Below are 17,428 nucleotides of genomic sequence, written 5' to 3' on the forward strand. Positions count from 1 at the left end.
GGGGGGTCGCCTCGGTGCCTCCTCGCGTTGCCGAACCGACGGGGGGCGGGGCGCTGTTTTTCGCTGGGGGCCCCGCGGGCGCGGCCGCTCCTGGCCACCCGCACCCTCGTGCGGGCCCCCCCCGCGGCCAGGTCCGCGGGGGGCTTCTCGGGGCCGAGCAGCGCGTTGGGCCCGTGCAGCCCGGGGAGTCCGGTGAGGTCGAAGACGAAGGGGAGCTCCACGGCGTGGGTGGCGCCGAGTTCCCCGTCCAGGGCCTCGGAGCGCCACGCGAACTCGTAGCCGTACGTCGCCGATGAGGGGTGCGCGGCATGCGCGGAGGCCAGCGCCCGACTTCCCGCGCCGAACAGCGCGTCGGCCATGATGGCCGAGCGCAGGGCGCCGAAGGAGGCCCCCGGGCGCGCCGTGCGGTACACCTCCACGAGCCTGTCGGGATCCGGGTGCGAGGCGGCGGCGGCCGCATCGACATCGGCGGCGGTCGAGGTGGAGTACCTGCCCACGGGGGCCAGATACAGGTTGCCCTCTTCGGAGTTGATCCCGACCAGGAGATCGACGTCGGCGCTCAGGCCGGCGGCGACCGCCTCGGCGGGCTGGGTGTCGAGGACCAGGCTGAAGGGGCTGAGCCCGATCAGCGGGTCGCCGTGCGTTTCGGTCCGCAGGTCGATGCCCGCGAGCCTGCCCGCGGCCTCGACCAGGCGCTCGTCGGAGATCTCGGCGAAGTCCTCGACGCGCGGCTCGATGCCCAGGGCGTCGGCCGCGGCCTCGGTGACCCGGGCGGCCTGCTCGGTCGTGAACGCCCCCAGGCCGCTGCCGCTCTGGACGATCGCCCGCCGGAACAGACCCGCGGCCGCCGGTGTGGCCAGCACGCCGGCGACGACGGTCGCGCCGGCCGACTGGCCGAAGAGCGTCACGTTGCCCGGGTCACCGCCGAAGGCGGAGATGTTCTCGCGCACCCAGCCCAGGGCGGCGACGACATCGAGCAGTCCTCGATTGGCCGGCGCGCCGGGGATGTCGAGGAAACCGCTGATGCCGAGCCGGTAGTTGAGGGTGACGAGGACGACGCCGTCGCGGGCGAAGGCGGAGCCGTCGTACATCGCCGACCGCGTCGAGCCGGCCACGAAGCCGCCGCCGTGCACGAAGACCATGACCGGCAGATCGCCGCCCGCAGCCCGGGGCGTCCAGACGTTGACGGTGAGGAAGTCCTCGCCGCGGCTCCAGCCGGTGCCGAAGTAGGGGGTCATGTCCACGCTGCCGAGCTTGCGCTCGGACTGCGGCGCGTTGGGCCCCGGGGTGGTGGCGTCGCGCACGTCCTCCCAGGGGGCGTGCGGCCGCGGCGGCTCGAACCGGGCGGCGCCGGTGGGGGGAGCGGCATAGGGGATGTTCAGGAAGGCGTCGGCGTCGTCTCGGCGCAGCCCGCGGACGGCTCCCTGTGCGGTGGTCACGACGCGTTCGGGGCGGTGGTTCACGGAAATCGACCTTTCTGCGGGTGTCAGCCCTGCTGGTACGGGGTGAACGGGGCCCAGCCCTTGATGGCGAACCTGCTTCCCTCGCGGCTCACTTCGGCGGCGCCGTGGCCACCCAGGTGCGCGGGGACGAGCAGTGCGTTGTGGTCGGCCGCCCAGCCCAGAATCTTGTGGCGGGTGGCGCGGGCGCCGGCCGGGTCCTCGCAGAAGCAGCTGTTGGTGTCCGGCTCCAGGATCTGCACCGGGTTGTGCAGCAGGTCGCCGACGAACACCGCCCGATCCGACCCGGACTCGAGGGTGAGCACCGAGGATCCGGGGGTGTGCCCGGGAGCCAGGTCCAGGCGCAGATTGGCGTCGATGTGGTGGGTCCCGTCCCACAGCAGCGTCCGGCCGGCCTCGTGCACCGGGGCGACGCTGTCCTCGAAGACGTTCTGGTTGCCGCGGCCCAACAGCGTTTTGTGGTTGTTCGCCGGATTCCAATAGTCGAAGTCGGCCTTCGGCATCAGATACGTGGCGTTGGGGAAGGTCGGCACCCAGTTCCGCCCGTCGAGATAGGTGTTCCAGCCCACGTGGTCGATGTGCAGATGGGTGTTGACGACGATGTCGACGTCCTCGGGCTCGACACCCGCGCGGGCGAGATTGGCCAGGAAGTCCGTCTCGAGCCGGCTCCAGACCGGCGCGTACGGACGCTCCTTGTGATTGCCGACTCCGGTGTCCACGAGGATGGTCTTGCCCTCGCTGCGCAGCACCCAGGTCTGGAGCGCGGAATTGACGATATTGGTCTCGGAATTCAGGAAATGCGGGGCCAGCCATTCCGCGCCGTCGTCCCAGGTGGCCTGCGGGCTTTCCGGGAAGAACGTGTCGGGCGTCATTTCGACGGAGCCGAAGTATTCCCATACCCGAGTGACCGATACGTTTCCGAGATCGAGCTGATCCATTGGAAATCCTTGCGTAGTCGGATGCTTTTCGAAACCGTACGGCGGGCCCGCAGAGGACCGGTATCGGTAACGTGACTGCAATTGCGTGCACGCGGGCGGGGCGGGCTTCGACGCTTGTAGCCTGGGTCGGACGGCGCGAGCGGAAGGCTCGGACGGACCCGCAATTCCTGGAGTCTCCGTGGACGAGCACACAATGGCCTCCGGCCCGGCCGGTGGACCGGATTCGGTGTCGGCGAACGAGCCGATCGTCGGTCGGGACGCGGAGCTGGCACGCGTGTTTCGTGCGGTGGATCGGGCGCCGGACGGTGAGCGGTTGTTGGTACTCACCGGTGACCCCGGAATGGGCAAGAGTGTGCTCCTGGACGCTGCGGCGCGGCGAGCGCGGGCCGCCGGTGTCCGGGTGCTGCGCGCCGAGGGAAGCCGAGCGGAGGCGAGCCTGGCCTTCTCCGGACTGCACCAGTTGTTGCGGCCGGTCCCCGACCGGGTGGACCGGCTGCCCGAGCGGCAGCGCGCGGCCCTCGGGGGCGCCCTGGGCCGCGAACCCGCCACGTGGGCACCGGATCCGATGCTCGTCGGCGTCGCCCTGCTGACCCTCGTGTCGGACCTGGGGGACGAGCGGCCGCTGCTCCTGGTCCTCGACGACGCCCAGTGGCTCGACCGGGCGTCGGCGGACGCCATGGCCTTCGCCGGCCGTCGCATGGAGGCGGAGCCGGTCACGGTGCTCGTCGGGGTCCGTTCCGGCGATCCGCTGCCGGGTTTCGAGCACACCCGGCCGCCGCTCGACCTCGGGCCGCTGGACACCGCCGTCGCGGGCCGGCTGTTGGATCGGCAGCCGCAGCGCCCCACCGGGCGCGTCCGGGCCCGGATCCTCGATCAGGCCCAGGGCAATCCCCTCGGGCTCGTCGAACTGGCCGGGGCCGCCGCCGCATTCGGTACGGAGTCGCAGACGCCCGCCGGGCCGCTGCCGCTCTCCGAGCATCTGGAGCGGATCTTCGCCGACCGGCTGACCGGACTTCCCGCGTCCACCTCGCATGTGTTGCTGCTGCTGGCGGCCATGGACACGTCCGATACGGCGGCCGTGGCGTCCGCCGGGCTGCCCGGCGCCGAGGACACCGCGTGGCGGCCCGCCGAGGAGGCGGGACTGGTACGCAGGAGCGGCGGCCACCTCCGCTTCCGACACCCGCTCATGCGCTCGGCCGTCTACCACGCCGCGACCTTCGACGCCCGGCACGCCGCGCACCTGGCGCTGGCCGAGATGCTCCGCGACGAGCCGGACCGGCGCGCCTGGCATCTCGCGTCCGCCTCCCCGGGGCCGGACGCGCTCGTGTCGGCCGCGCTGGAGCAGACCGCCGACCGGGCCCGTCGTCGCGGCGGTTACGCGGCGGCGGCACAGGCGCTCCAGCGCGCCGCGGACCTCACGCCCCGGCGCGCGGACAGCGCCCGACTGCTCGTCGCGGCCGCCGAGGCGGCCGTACTCACCGGGGACATCGCCTGGGTCGAGGAATTGGCCGCCGCGGCACGTGAACGCACCGACGACACCACGCTGTCGGCCTCCGTCGCCCTGTCCGCCGGCCGGCTCGCCGCGCTGACCACGCGCCACACCGTGGTCTTCGCCCGGCTGACCCACGCCGCCGACCGGTGGGCCACCGAGCAGCCCGCCGCCGCTCTCGACCTGCTTGCCGCCGCCGCCGTCGTGCACTTCTACTCCGGCCGGGACGCCCAGCGGCAGGAGATCCGGCGCATCCTGGGCCGGATTCCCCCGGACGTGCCCGACGCCCGGCTGCGCGGCTGGATCGGCGCGGTGTCGGATCCCTTCCACGCCCGCGCCGAACTCGTCGCCCTACTGCCGCGGTTGCTCGACGACGCACGGCGCCGGCCCGACCGGCTCGCCGCCGTCGCGATCATGGCCTGGGTCCTGGACGAAACCCCCCTGGCGGTACGCGTCTTCGACGAGGCCCTCGACCGATGGCCGGCCCACGGACCGCTTCCGGAGGGCCTCGGCGGTGCCGCCGCCTGGGCCTATCTGGAACAGGGCAGGTGGGAACGGGCCCGGACGGCCTGCGCACAGATGACCGCCGTCGCCTCGGCCGTCGGGCTCGACCACGCGATGGCCTGCGCGGCCGCCATCGATGCCGTGGTGTCGGCGCTCCAGGGCGACGTGACCACCGCGCGCGCCCGGGCGGACGACGCGCTCACGCTGATCGACCCGCTGGAGAGCCGCTCGGTGTTCGTCTACGCCCGCCGCGCACTGGGCGCCGCGGCGGCGGCGGAAGGCGCGTACGAGATCGCCTACGACCAGCTCCGCCCGGTCTTCACCGCCGACGGCGAACCGGTGCACTACCACGCGTCCTACCCGGCTCTGGCGGACCTTGCGGCCGCCGCCGTGCGCAGCGGCCACCGTGCCGACGCGGCCTCGATCGTCGAGCGCTCGGCCCGCCGGCTCGGGGACGACGCGTCGCCTCGGCTGACCGCGCTGATCGCCCGCGCCCGCGCACTCCTCGCGGACCCGGAGGACGCCGAACCGTACTTCCGAGCGGCGCTGGCCGACCCCGACCTCGAACACTGGCCGTTCGAGCGTGCCCAGACCCTGCTCGACCGTGCCGAATGGCTGCGCCGCCGCCGGCGCATCGCCGAGGCGCGCCCGCTGCTGACCACGGCCCTGGAGACCTTCCGGCGGCTGGGTGCGCGCCCCTGGGTGGAGCGCGCCGAGGGCGAGTCCCGTGCCGCGGGTCTGGACGTCACCGACACGGCCCCCGACGCGCTGGCCGAACTCTCGCCGCAACAGCAGCAGATCATCCGACTCGCCGCCCGCGGCCTGACCAACCGGGAGATCGGCGAGAAGCTCTTCCTCTCGCCGCGCACGGTGAGCTCGCACCTGTACCGCAGCTTCCCCAAATTGGGCATCACCGCCCGTTCGCAACTACGCGACCTCATCGAGGGGCCGCTCCCGGCGCCCTCGGGGCAGCGGGACTGACCGGGCCGGCCCCGACGACCGGGCGTCCCGCGGCGGAAGCAGCAGTCACCTGACGCATACCGCGAGACGTGCCGCCGGATCACACTGGCAACACGGCGATGGAGCGACGACGCCGGTGACCTCCCGGGCGGCCCCTTCCCGTCTGCTCCCCGCTGCCGCAACCCGATGCCATCGCGGACGGAACGAGCCGGCCCCGGCAGTCCGTCGGCGGCCGGCGCTCCCCTGTCACGGCCGGACGGGAACGGATCGTCCGGCCACGACGAAGGAGCGGAACATCCCATGTCGGCGGAGAAGAGGGCACTGTCGTGGGACCGGTTCGCGGCAGCCGACCCGGGACTGCTCCGGCTGATCGCGGCCCTGCGCGCCGTGCTCGGTCTCGCCCTGACCCTCGCGGCGCTGACCGCACTGCGGCAGCCGCCGACGATGGTGCCGGCCGGGGGTTTCACCACCGTGGTCACGTCGCTGGGGATCAGTGCGCTCCGTCCCCGCCGGCAGTGGAACACCCTGTCGGCCGGGTTGCCCGTAACGGTCGTCGCCATGGCGGCGGGGGCACTCCTGGCCCCCTGCCCGGTCGCGGCCAAGGGGGCATTCCTGCTGCTGATCTTCGCCGCGGTCTACGTCCGTCGGTTCGAACGGTGGGGGCAGGATCTCGGGATCTTCGCCTTCATGGCCTTCTTCCTGACCCAGTTCGCCAGGATCCGGCCCCACCAACTGCCGCAACTGGCGGGGGTACTGGCGATCGCGTTCGCCGCCGCCGCGCTCACCCGCTTCGGCCTCGTGCGCGCGCCGGCGTCCGCGACGCTGGGACGACTGCGCACCGCCTTCGACCGGCGCTGCGACACCGTCCTCCGGGGCACGGCGAAGCTGCCGACAACGGGCCGGGCCGCGCGTGCGGCCCGACGCAAACTGGAGCGCGACCTCGATCGACTGCACGACGGCGCGCTGCTGATCCAGGACTTCGTACGCGAAGGTGCGCCGGCCCGGCCGCGAGCGGGCCGGGCGAGCCGTCCCGGCCCCGAGTCCGCGGAGCTGGATCGGGTCATCGGTGCGGAGGCGCACGCACAACGCCTCGCCGCCATCGCCCTTCGCCGCGTCGGCGACGAGGCACGGACTCCCGCCGACCGCCCGGCCCGGCCGGCCCGACGGCACGGGCGCGACCGTGCCTCGCGTCGCCCGGCGACGGTCCGCTTCGCCGGCCCGCGACGCCGCACGACGCGACAGGCGTTCCAGGTCACCGCGGCGGCCGCACTCGCCACCCTCGGCGGGCAGTTGCTCTCGCCACGGCTGTGGTACTGGGCCGTGGCCACGGCCTGGGTCGTCTACATCAACGCCGAGCACACCGGGGACATCCTGCTGCAGAGCGGCAGACGGCTGATCGGAACCATCGCCGGGGTGCTGTTCGGCTACGGCCTGGCCCTCTCGACGGCCGGACACCCGTCCTGGGCCTTCGCCCTCCTCCTCGCCTGCGTCTTCGGCATGTTCTACACGCCGGCCGGCCGCTACTGGGCGGTGACGTTCTTCATCACCGGCTCGCTCAGCATGGTGCTCCAACTCCTGCACACGTTCTCCCCCGAACTGCTCGCGCTGCGCATCCAGGAGACCGCCCTGGGGGCCGTCTGCGGAATCCTCGCCGCCGTCCTGGTCGTACCGACGTCACTGCGCAACGCCTGTGACGACCGGCTGCGCGAGTTCCTCGCCGCCCTGAACCGGCTTGTGCGGGATGTTCCCGACCCGAAGCCGGTGCTGCGGACGAACGCCGAAGTGGCGGCCCTCGACCAGGCGTTGGAGGCATTCCGCCGAGCGGTCCACCCGCTGGGTCACCCGCTCAACCCCCGGCGCGCCGAACGGGCCCGAGCCCGTCACCTGCTCGAAGTCGTGGAAGCCGCCGCATCCCACGCCCGGAACCTGGCCACCCGGGACGGACGGGCAACTCCTCCGCCGGCCGGCGGCGACGCCGGTTCCGTCCGACCCACCGACACCTCCCGGTCCCCGGTCCCGGAGTTCCCGACCGCGCCGAACGCACCGGCCACCGACGCTCGATCGCAACCTTTTTGACTGATGATCGCCCGCGACCGTTGTGGTCGGCTGGAGGTCCGGCGAGACAAGAAGGAGGTTGCGATGACGAAGCGTTGGACCGTCGTCCGCAACGGACGGATCGTCACCATGGACGAACGTCTCGGAATTCTCGAGGGGGCCGACATCCTCATCGAGGATGGCGTGATCACGGCAATCGGCTCCGGCCTCGACGCGGGCGACGCCGAGGTGATCGATGCGACCGGCCGGATTGTCGCCCCCGGTTTCATCGACACCCACCGCCATACGTGGCAGGCCCAGATACGCGGCATGTGTGGGGACTGGACCCTGGGTGACTACATCTCCGGTGTTCGATTCACGATTTCTCCGGCCTACGCACCCGATGACGTCCACCTGGGCAACTACGCGGGCGCGCTGGAGGCGCTGGACGCGGGTGTCACGACGCTGCTCGACTTCTCGCACTGCAACAACACGCCCGACCACAGCGACGCGGCCATCCGCGGCCTTCGCGACGCCGGCATCAGGGGCGTGTTCGGCTACGGGTTCTTCGATTCCAGCCCGCAGGCGCCCCGATACTTCGCCTCGCACCGGGAGCGGATCGCCGACTTCCATCGGATCGCCGACACCGTCGGCGACGACGACCTGATCCGCGTCGGCGCCGCACTCACCGAAATGGCCTCGTTGGAGACCACGCGAGCCGAAATCGAAGCCGCTCGTTCACGAAATGCCCTGATCGTGACCCATACCGGGTGCATTTGGGCCTTCCCCACCGGCGTGGCCGAACTCGACAAGAGCGGCCTCCTCGACGGGAATCAGGTGCATGTCCACTGCAACACGCTGTCCGACGACGATTGGGCCGCACTCGCGCGCCACGACGCGAAGATCTCCATCTCGCCGGAAACGGAACTCAACATGGGGATGGGACTGCCCCCGTTCGAGCAGGCGAAGCGGCACGGCATGAAGCCGACGCTGTCGGCGGACGTCGTCTCCTTCAACTCCGGTGACCTGTTCCATCAGTTGCGCCTGGGCATCGCCATCGCGCGCTGGTCGGGCACCAAGGCCCTCAACGCCGCCGGCATCGACCCGGTTCGGCTCACCGTCACCGCGCACGAGGCGCTGACCTGGGTCACGGTGAACGCGGCCGAAGCCATGGGCCTGAGCGAGCTGGTCGGCAGCATCACCGTCGGAAAACGCGCCGACCTGATGCTCGTCGGAGGTTCCGGGCGCTCGCAGCGTCCCGCGGCGCACCCCGAATCGACCCTCGTGTTCCAGACGACGCCCGGCGACGTCGAGACCGTGCTGGTCGACGGAAACGTGGTGAAACGGGACGGCCGGCTGGTCGGGATCGATCGCGCGTCGCTCGACGAGCGGTTGGAGCGTTCCGCCGAGCAGATCCTCGGCCGCGTCTGCGCAAGCGGAAGCCGGCTGCCGGGAACACCGCCCGGCGGGTTGTTCCAAGCGGTCCTGGCCGGTTCCATCGACAACGAAGAGGAGTCCGCACATGTCGCACGGTGAACTTCACGAGGTCGCCCACCAGGTGTGGGCTTGGATCCAGCCGGACGGCACCTGGTGGCTCAACAACGCGGGCCTGGTCGGGACGTCGAACGGCGACGTCCTGGTCGACACGTGCGCCAACGAGGAACGAACCCGCGCAATGCTCCGGGCCATGGCCGAGGTCAGGCCGAATTCGCGCCTGCAATGGGCGGTGAACACCCACGCGCACGGGGACCACACCTACGGGAACAGTCTGCTGCCTCGCGACGTCGCGTTGATAGGTCACGAGAACATGCGACGCGACCTCGAACGAGACATGCTCCTCGACAACTGTCCGCCGTTCTGGACGCCCACGCCGGACTGGGGAAACGTCACGAAACGGCTGCCCAATCTCGTCGTGCACGAGCGTCTGGACATCGTCGGCGACGATTCCAGGGTCGAGGTGCACTCGCCCGGATATCCCGCGCACACCACGGGCGATCTGGTGACCTGGGTGCCCGACCGCTCGGTCCTTTTCGTCGGGGACCTGATCTTCGCCGGCCTGACGCCGCTCCTCCTGATGGGATCCGTCTCCGGTGCCCGGCGCGCCCTGGAGTGGATCGAAGGATTCGGCGCCGACGTCATCGTCCCGGGTCATGGGCCGGTGCTCACGGGTGACGAGATCGCGGTGCACATCGAAGCCCATCGCCGGTACTACGACTTCGTCGACGCGTGCGGCCGGGCGGCCTCGAAGGCCGGAGCCACGCCCCTGGAGGCAGCCGCATCGCTCGACCTCGGCGAATTCGCACATTGGCCGGACACCGAGCGCATCGTGCTCAACCTGCACCGATGGTGTGCGGATGCCGAGGGGCGCGAGGTCGACTACGGCCGGGCGTTCGACGATGCCATCGCCTACAACGACGGCCCCATGCACACCCTGATCTAGCGATGGAGGGACAGGAATGAGGTTCGTCACGATCGAGCACGACGGCGTCGAACGGGTGGGCGTTGTCGACGGGGAGACCATTCGGGTACTGGAAGCGGGCGCTTCGCTGCTGGACCTCCTGCGGGCCGACGGTGCGCGGCTGGAGGAGGCCGGCGAGCGCGCCATGCGCGACCCGGACCTGGTGGTCGCCGGCGCCGAGGCGCACCTGCGGGCGCCGTTGCCCCAACCTCCCAGCGTGCGCGACTACATGACGTTCGAGCGGCACTTCGAGGGCGTCGCTCGCCGGGCGGGAGCGCGAACCCCGGTGCCTCCCGTCTGGTACGCGGCACCCTCGTTCTACTTCACCAATCCGAACTCGGTGCACGGCCCGTACGACGACGTGGCCATCCCACCCGGATGCACGGCGTTCGACCTGGAACTGGAGGTCGCCGTCGTGCTCGGTGCCGGCGGGCGGGATCTGACGCCCGCCGAAGCAGAGCAGCGCATCGCCGGATTCATGCTCATGAACGACTGGTCCGCCCGCGATCTGCAGGTCGCCGAGTTCGCCCTGCCGCTGGGCCCGGCCAAGGGCAAGGACAGCGCGATCAGCCTCGGCCCGTGGTTCGTCACACCCGACGAACTCGCGCCGATGCGTCGTGGTGACTCCTACGACATCGCGCTGACCGCCCGGATCAATGGTGAGGTCATCGGGTCGGACACGGTGAGCAGCATGTCCTTCGGCTTCGGCCAGATGATCGCGTACGCGTCCCGGGGTACGGATGTCCGGGCGGGCGAGGTCTTCGCGTCGGGCACGTGCGGCGGCGGCTGCCTCGCCGAACTGTGGGGGAGGCACGGACCGGACATCAGGCGTCCGCTCTCCCCCGGGGACGTGGTCTCGATCGAGGCGGAGGGACTGGGGAGCCAGATCTCGCGTGTCCTCGCCGGGGCCCCCGGCATCGACTTCGAAGCCTTCCGCGCTCGCCGCGGCTGAGAGGTCGATGGGACGGGAGGCGGGCGCTCGCCGGTGGAGCGCCCGCCCGCGGCGAGAGGGCGGTGACCGGGCCGGACCCCGCCCGACGAAACAACGGCGCGGGGCCCAAGTCCCGGCGGGCGTCCGCGAGATGCCGGGCAGCGGGGTCAGGCGCGACTCGCGGCGAGGCGTGCGGCCTTTCGGATCGAGACGACCGATCGGCGTTCGTCACCCGTGCGGGTCGCGAGCACGACGCTGACGGTGCCGGTGGTCGGGATGACCGCAACTCCCGGGTGGGCGTAGAACGTTTGCGCCAGGATGCTGTGGAACGACAACCGGCCGGTGGTCGCGACCGCCGTCGGTATGGATGCGGGATTCGCGATCCGCGGCGCGGAGAGAATGCTCGCGCCGAACCGGCCGGCCAGGGTCTCGTCGTCGCCGAACCCGTCCAGTCGCAACAGGTCGTGTTCGGCCGCCTCGGTCAGGGGCAGAAAGTCGCGGTGGGCGAGCCGCGAGCCGGCCGGGACCAGTATCGCGAGCGGGGATTCGAAAAGCAGGTCGTGGGTGACGCCCCGGACGGGTTCCAGCGCACCGGTGATGGCGGCGTCGACGACGCCGTCCTGAAGCATGGAGTGCCGTGTGGTGAAATCGAGTTCGCGGTACTCGATGGCCAACTCGGGGTGTTCGGCCGTGAATTGGGACCGCATCGACTCCCAGAGACCGGCGGCACCGAACCCGAGCACCCCGAGCCGGAACACCGAGCGCCCCGACGGGTGCGCGGCACGGGCGGAAAGGTCGTCGACCGAGGCGAGCAGACGCCGGGCATCGGCGATCAGGAGCGCGCCCGCAGGGGTCAGCGCGACGCGTCTGCTGGTGCGGTCGAAGACCCGCACCCCCAGTTCCTCCTCGAGTTGCCGGATACGTTTCCCGAACGGTTGCTCCGAGATGAAGTGACGGCGTGCGGCGCGGCCGAAATGCAACTCCTCCGCGAGTGTCACCGCGTAGTGGAGAGAACGAAGATCCAAGGCGCGTCTCCTCGATGATCCTGGCCGCCGGACCGACCGGTCGGCGCATTTCGTCACGCTCGTGATGTGGGCCGGCCAGGGGGTTGGGCGAGCAGGCCGTCGATGATCACGCGGAGTTTCCACGCGGCCCGGGCCTCCCGGTCGCCGCCGGTGAGGCTCGGGGCCAGGGACCGCAGGGTGGGGTACTGCTCGGCGGGCAACGCCCGGAAGGTGGCGTCGAGTCGGCCGGTGAACGTATCGGGTCCGGTCGGGCCGGCGCCGGGCGAGGGTTTGCCGGGGGCCCGCCGGGGCTGTGGGTCGCCGGCGTACTCCAGGGCGGTCGAGTAGATGTACTGGCCGAGCAGGTCGATGGCCCAGGAGCAGGCGTCGTCGTCGAGTCCGCCGGTGCGGAGCAGGCGCGTCACCTCCTCGGTCAGGCGCAGGCCGTGCGGGCCGGGGAGGGCGTCCCGCAGGCCGACGGAGGCGATGTCGTTGTGGCCGGTCAGGGCGGTGATGATACGCCCGACGAGCAGTTCGAGGCGGGTGCGCCAGTCCCCGGCGCCCTCGTCGGGCACGACCACGTCGGCCACCGCGTGATCGAGGACGAGCGCCATCAGCTCCTGCCGATCGCGGACGTAGACGTAGAGCGAGGCGGGACCGGTTTCGAGGGCCTGGGCGACCCGCCGCAGGCTCACCGCTTCGCAGCCCGACTCGTCGACCAGCGCCATGGTGGCGGCCAGTACGGCGTCCAGGCCGAGCATGGGTTTCGAGGGGCGGGAGCGCGAGCGGGCTTGCGGCATGGCATCACCCTACCTTGACGAATGCTGTTCGTTAAGGGCACGATGCTTGACGAACAGTGTTTGTTAAGCCTGATGGGGAGATCCCGTGACCGTTCCCGCTTCGACGTCGGCCGTCCCTACGGCACCGCCGGCCGCCCATCCGCATCGGTGGCGGATCCTGGCGGTGGTGTTGCTCGCGCAGGCCCTGGACCTGCTGGACGCGACCGTGATGAACGTGGCCGCCCCGTCGGTGCGCGCCGGGCTGGGCGGCGGCGCGGCGATCATGCAGTGGCTTACCGCCGGGTACACGCTCGCCTTCGGCGTCCTGCTGATCGTCGGCGGCCGGCTGGGGGATCGGTGGGGTCGTCGGCGGCTGTTCGTCCTGGGCGCCGCCGGGTTCACGGTGGCCTCCGCGGTATGTGCGCTGGCACCCTCGCCGACCGTGCTGGTCGCGGCCCGGGTGGCCCAGGGCGCGCTCGGCGCCTTGATGATCCCGCAGGGGTTCGGCGTGCTGAGCGCGGTGTTCGACGAACGCGAACGCGGCCGGGCGTTCGCCACGTTCGGACCGGTGATGGCGCTCGCCGGTGTCGGCGGCCCGGTCCTCGCGGGCGGCCTGATCGCCCTCGACCCGGCCGGACTCGACTGGCGGCTGATCTTCCTGATCAACCTTCCGCTCGGCGCGCTGACCGTGGTCGGGGCACTGCGGTGGATGCCGGCCGACCGGGGAGACTCGCTCGTGCGGATCGACCCGCCCGGCGCGTTCCTGGTCGCCCTGGGGTCCGCGCTCGTCGTCCACCCGCTGATCCAGGGCCGGGAAGCGGGTTGGCCGTGGTGGACGTTCGCGGAAATCGCCGCCGGCATCGTGGCGTTCGCCGCCTTCGGTCGACGTCAACGCACCAGCCGCTCACCGGTCCTGGTGCCGAGCCTGCTGCGCAAACCCGCGTTCGTCGGCGGCCTCGCGGTCACCGCCGCCTTCTTCACCGGCCTCGGCGGACTGCTGCTCGTGCTCTCCCTCCACCTCCGCCTGGATCTCGGCCGGTCCGCGTGGGCGACCGCGCTCTCGCTGTCGCCGCTCGCCGCGGGCATCGGACTCGCCTCGCTCGCCGCTCCGGCGGCGGCCGTTCGGCTCGGCCGCTCACTCCTGCACCTGGGGCTGGGGATCGAGGCGCTCGGCACGCTCGGCCTTGCCGCGGTGGCCGCGTCGGGGCCTCCGGCCTGGGTGCTGTCGATACCCACCCTGGTCGTGGGGCTGGGCGTGGGCCTGGTGTCCGGCACCCTGGTCCAGTCGATCCTGGCGGCGGCCGAACCCGCCGAGGCGGGCAGTGCCTCGGGCGCACTCAACGCACTCCAACAACTGTCCACGGCCCTGGGCGTCGCGGTGTTGGGCACCGTGTACTTCGCCATGCACGACGCCGGCGCCCCCGACCCGGGAGCGGACGGACTGGTCGTCTGCGCACTGGCGGTGACCGCGACCTGCCTGGTCGGCGCAGCCCTGGTGCTCCTGCTGCCGCGGTCCCGCGCCGCGTAGCCCGCGGACCGACCCCGGCTGCGCCCCGGGCCGTCCCGGATCAGCCGGTACTTCGGTCGCACCCGCGCACCCGACGAGTGACCCGTACCAACCCATCGACCACGTGAGGATCCCGTCATGAGCAATGTCATCGTCTTCGGAGCCAACGGCCGCACCGGACACCTCGTCGTCCGGGAGGCCCTGCGCCTGGGCCACGACGTCACCGCCGCGGTGCGCGACCCGGCCCGGTGGCAGCCCCCGACCCCGCAGGACTCGCCCGGCACGGGGAAGTCGACCGTCGTGCGGGCCGACGTGCGCGACGCCGCCGCCGTGCGCTCCGCCGTCGAGGGGCACGACGTCGTGGTCTCGGCGATCGGCCCGCCGGGGCGGCAGGCGAACCGGCTCTACTCCGACGCGGCGCGGACCCTGGTGTCCGCGATGGAAGACGCCGGCATCCCCCGACTGATCGCCGTCACCTCGGGCGGGGTCCACCACCGCGACCCCAACTTCCCCTGGTGGTACCGCAATCTCGTCACTCCGCTGGTTCGGGAGTTGTACGACGACATGCGGTTGATGGAAACGATCGTCCGCCGAAGCGCCGTCGACTGGACCTTCGTCCGCCCCGCCCGCCTGCAGGACGAACCCCCCACCGGCACCTACCGCGTCGTCGACGCGAGCAACCCCAAGGGCGGCCGCAAGGTGACCCGCACCGACCTCGCCCGCTTCATCGCCCGCGAACTCGACGAACACCGCTGGTCCCACGCCGCCCCGACCCTGGCCGAATGACCCGCGGGGCCTGTCCATCCCGTCACCGGGCCGGCCCCGTCACCACGCCTCGCTCCCGAAACCGGCGGCGCGGAGGCACGCGCCGATGGCCGTGTCGCCCTGGTGACGACGGGAACCAGCGCCCGATCGGTCCTCGGGTCACGAGGCGGCCCACAGCCGATAGGACACTCGGGCAACGGTTCCCTCGATCGGTCGCGTCCGGGGCCGTCGACGACAAGCCCTCGATACGACGGTCCGCGGAGCACCTCGGCCGGCGCGTGGCGTCGTTCCTCCCGGGCAGGGGAGGGGGTGCGCGGGTAACGTGGACAGGACCCGGAGGTGTTCCGATGGGTACGCAGGACGAGGTGGAACGGCTGCGGCTGCGGGTCCGGTTGATGGACGAGGCCGCGGCGCGTATCGGTGCCGATCTGGATGTGCGGCGGACAGCGCAGGACATCGTCGACGTGGTCGTGCCGGCCCTGGGACGGGCGGCGACCGTCGACCTGTACGTGGCCGTCTCCAAGGGTGAGGACGCGGAGGGCGTGGCTCCGCCGCCGCAGGGGGCGGTCGAGCGTTTCGCGGTCCGCGGTCACCTGCCGGAACGCATGGTCACGGCGGGCAATCGGGTGCCGTCGCTCGCGATAGGCGCGCACGACGCGGCCCTGATGGCCGGGAACGTGGTCGTGATCGAGGACGCCTGGACGTTCATCACCTCGCGGCACGGCGTCGAGTCGGCGTGGCGGATGGTGCCCGACCGGGTTTCACGCGCGATCATCGCCCCGCTGTTCGCGCGAGGGCGGCTCCTGGGGGTGGTGACCGCATGGCAGAACCGGAAGCGCGGCCTGCGTTCCGACGACGTCGAGATCCTGCACGAGATCGCCCTGCGCGGTGGGCTGGCCGTCGACAACGCTCGCCGATACGCGCGCGAGCACGCCACGGCGGTCGGGCTGCAACGCCTGCTGCTGCCCCGGGGCACCACGGACACCGACGCGGCCGAAACCGCGGCGATCTACCGTCCGGCCGGGGACGGGGCGGGGGTCGGCGGCGAATGGTTCGACGTGATCCCCCTGTCGTCGACCCGCATCGGCCTGGTCGTCGGGGAGGCCTTCGGCAGGGGGCTGGCCGCCACCGCGACCATGGGTCGGGTACGGGCGGCCATGCTCACCCTCGCCCACCTCGACCTGGAACCGGACGAGCTGCTCACCCACGTGGACGACCTCGTCCGGCGCCTGGGCGCGGAGGCGGAGCCCGGTACGGACCCGGTGGGCGCGAGGTGTGTCTACGCCGTGTACGACCCGGTCACCTCGCGCTGCGTGCTCGCGGACGCCGGCCATCACCCCCCGCTGCTCGTCGCCCCCGGTGGCGAGCCGGCCCCGGTCGAACTTCCGCCCGGACCGCCGTTGGGTGTGGGCGGCACCCCGTTCGAGACGGCGGAGTTGAAATTGGAGCCCGCCTCGGTCCTCGTCTTCCACGGCAGCGGGTTCCTCGATCGGCAGGAGGATCCGGCCGGTGCGGGTCTGCGCCGACTACGGCGCTCGATCGCTCGGCGGTTGAGGGCGGATACCTCCCTGGCCGATACGTGTCGTGACGTGGTGAACGACACCGCGCCCGAGGGCGATTCGAGGGACGTGGTCCTGCTGTGCGCCCGGACGCGTTCGATATCCCCCGCGGACACGGTCCGGTGGGTGTTCCCGGCCCGGGCGGAGGCGGTGCCCGAGCTCCGCAGGCTGGTGATGGGGCAGTTGGCGGAGTGGCAACTCGACGAGGTGGCCTTCGCCACGGAACTCGTGATCAGCGAGTTGGCGGGAAACGCGGTCCGCTACGGCGGCGAGTCGATGACGGCGCGGCTGATCCGAGGGAAGGATCTGCTGGTGTGCGAGGTCGGCGACGGCAGCAGTACCCAGCCTCGGATCAGACGAGCTCGGAGCACCGACGAGGGTGGTCGGGGGCTGTTCCTCGTTTCCCAGGTCAGCGAACGCTGGGGGTGCCGGTTCGGACCCGACGGCAAGACGATCTGGGCGGAGCAGCGGCTGGACCGAGGGCCCGAGACCCACCGAGACGCCGATCGGCAGGCCGACGACGCGGCGCCACCCTCGGCGAACCGCACCGGGTAGCGCCCCTCGCCCGGGGCACCGTCGGTCGAAGCCGGCACGTGCAACGACTCGCACGACCGCGACACGCTCGACTCGGGAGGGACTCGATGACGATCGTGGGCCCTGCGCCCGAAAGCCGCTGTGCGGACGGGTGTCGCGCCTACGGCGGCGCGAACCTCGCCGATCGGACGAGGTGTTGTCGGTGCGACGGCATTCGGCCGCGTCGTGTTCTCGAATCCATGGCACCGCCCCTGGCCGTGCGGCATGCTCGATCGGGCCGGGACGAGCGCGTGGGGGTATGGGATGGCGTCGGAGGCCGGAGCGGACGAGCGGGATCCGCTCGATCAGGTCGTGTATCGGTGGAGCCACCGGGACCTGTTGGGCCGTCAGGGCATGGGTCCGGTCGCCGGTTCGCCGGCTCGCCGGATCCCCGGGAGCTTCGGGAGTGGGACCGGGGACTGAACAGCCATGTCTCGATGGACCGTTCACTGCCGGAGACGCCCGAG

The 17,428-nt window shown here is 71.9% G+C and carries 12 protein-coding genes; 8 read left to right on the forward strand and 4 right to left on the reverse strand.

Annotated features, from left to right (window positions below):
* On the reverse strand, positions 1–1,463 hold a 1,463-nt coding region (locus tag ACFXMF_RS36845), incomplete at its 3' end, for a carboxylesterase/lipase family protein (protein WP_380020999.1).
* A gap of 23 nt (positions 1,464–1,486) precedes the next feature.
* Positions 1,487–2,398 carry an MBL fold metallo-hydrolase gene (locus ACFXMF_RS36850; protein ID WP_379990136.1) on the reverse strand — a complete coding sequence of 304 codons (912 nt, stop codon included), beginning with the start codon at positions 2,396–2,398 and terminating at the stop codon, positions 1,487–1,489.
* A 178-nt stretch (positions 2,399–2,576) separates the two neighbouring features.
* On the opposite strand from ACFXMF_RS36850, the gene ACFXMF_RS36855 reads away from it, so the two are divergent.
* From ACFXMF_RS36855 to ACFXMF_RS36875, 5 genes are all read left to right on the forward strand, one after another.
* Positions 2,577–5,372 carry an AAA family ATPase gene (locus ACFXMF_RS36855; RefSeq protein ID WP_379990135.1) on the forward strand — a complete coding sequence of 932 codons (2,796 nt, stop codon included), beginning with the start codon at positions 2,577–2,579 and terminating at the stop codon, positions 5,370–5,372.
* Between the two features lie 279 nt (positions 5,373–5,651).
* Positions 5,652–7,427 (forward strand): FUSC family protein, encoded by a 1,776-nt coding sequence (locus ACFXMF_RS36860; RefSeq protein WP_379990134.1) that lies wholly within the window; start codon positions 5,652–5,654, stop codon positions 7,425–7,427.
* Positions 7,428–7,430: 3 nt separating this feature from the next.
* Positions 7,431–8,921 carry an amidohydrolase family protein gene (locus tag ACFXMF_RS36865; RefSeq protein WP_360324206.1) on the forward strand — a complete coding sequence of 497 codons (1,491 nt, stop codon included), beginning with the start codon at positions 7,431–7,433 and terminating at the stop codon, positions 8,919–8,921.
* Positions 8,908–9,825 carry an MBL fold metallo-hydrolase gene (locus ACFXMF_RS36870; protein ID WP_379990133.1) on the forward strand — a complete coding sequence of 306 codons (918 nt, stop codon included), beginning with the start codon at positions 8,908–8,910 and terminating at the stop codon, positions 9,823–9,825. Before ACFXMF_RS36865 ends, ACFXMF_RS36870 begins: the two co-directional genes overlap by 14 nt.
* 16 nt (positions 9,826–9,841) lie before the next feature.
* Entirely contained in the window at positions 9,842–10,795 is a 954-nt protein-coding gene (locus tag ACFXMF_RS36875) for a fumarylacetoacetate hydrolase family protein (protein ID WP_379990132.1), read from the forward strand.
* 146 nt (positions 10,796–10,941) lie between these two features.
* Here ACFXMF_RS36875 and ACFXMF_RS36880 read toward each other — a convergent pair whose 3' ends face one another.
* Positions 10,942–11,799 carry a LysR family transcriptional regulator gene (locus tag ACFXMF_RS36880; protein ID WP_379990131.1) on the reverse strand — a complete coding sequence of 286 codons (858 nt, stop codon included), beginning with the start codon at positions 11,797–11,799 and terminating at the stop codon, positions 10,942–10,944.
* A 53-nt stretch (positions 11,800–11,852) separates the two neighbouring features.
* Positions 11,853–12,578 (reverse strand): TetR/AcrR family transcriptional regulator C-terminal domain-containing protein, encoded by a 726-nt coding sequence (locus tag ACFXMF_RS36885; protein WP_360324198.1) that lies wholly within the window; start codon positions 12,576–12,578, stop codon positions 11,853–11,855.
* 85 nt (positions 12,579–12,663) lie between these two features.
* On the opposite strand from ACFXMF_RS36885, the gene ACFXMF_RS36890 reads away from it, so the two are divergent.
* The 3 genes from ACFXMF_RS36890 to ACFXMF_RS36900 all read left to right on the forward strand — a co-directional run bounded on the left by ACFXMF_RS36890 (position 12,664) and on the right by ACFXMF_RS36900 (position 16,943).
* Positions 12,664–14,085 carry an MFS transporter gene (locus ACFXMF_RS36890; RefSeq protein WP_379990130.1) on the forward strand — a complete coding sequence of 474 codons (1,422 nt, stop codon included), beginning with the start codon at positions 12,664–12,666 and terminating at the stop codon, positions 14,083–14,085.
* Positions 14,086–14,202: 117 nt separating this feature from the next.
* Positions 14,203–14,850 (forward strand): SDR family oxidoreductase, encoded by a 648-nt coding sequence (locus ACFXMF_RS36895; protein WP_360324194.1) that lies wholly within the window; start codon positions 14,203–14,205, stop codon positions 14,848–14,850.
* A 326-nt stretch (positions 14,851–15,176) separates the two neighbouring features.
* On the forward strand, positions 15,177–16,943 hold the full coding sequence (locus tag ACFXMF_RS36900; protein WP_360324192.1) for a SpoIIE family protein phosphatase: 1,767 nt from the start codon (positions 15,177–15,179) through the stop codon (positions 16,941–16,943).
* The last annotated feature ends 485 nt before the right edge of the window (positions 16,944–17,428 follow it).

The sequence above is a fragment of the Embleya sp. NPDC059213 genome (assembly GCF_042754445.1).
Lineage (GTDB): Bacteria > Actinomycetota > Actinomycetes > Streptomycetales > Streptomycetaceae > Embleya.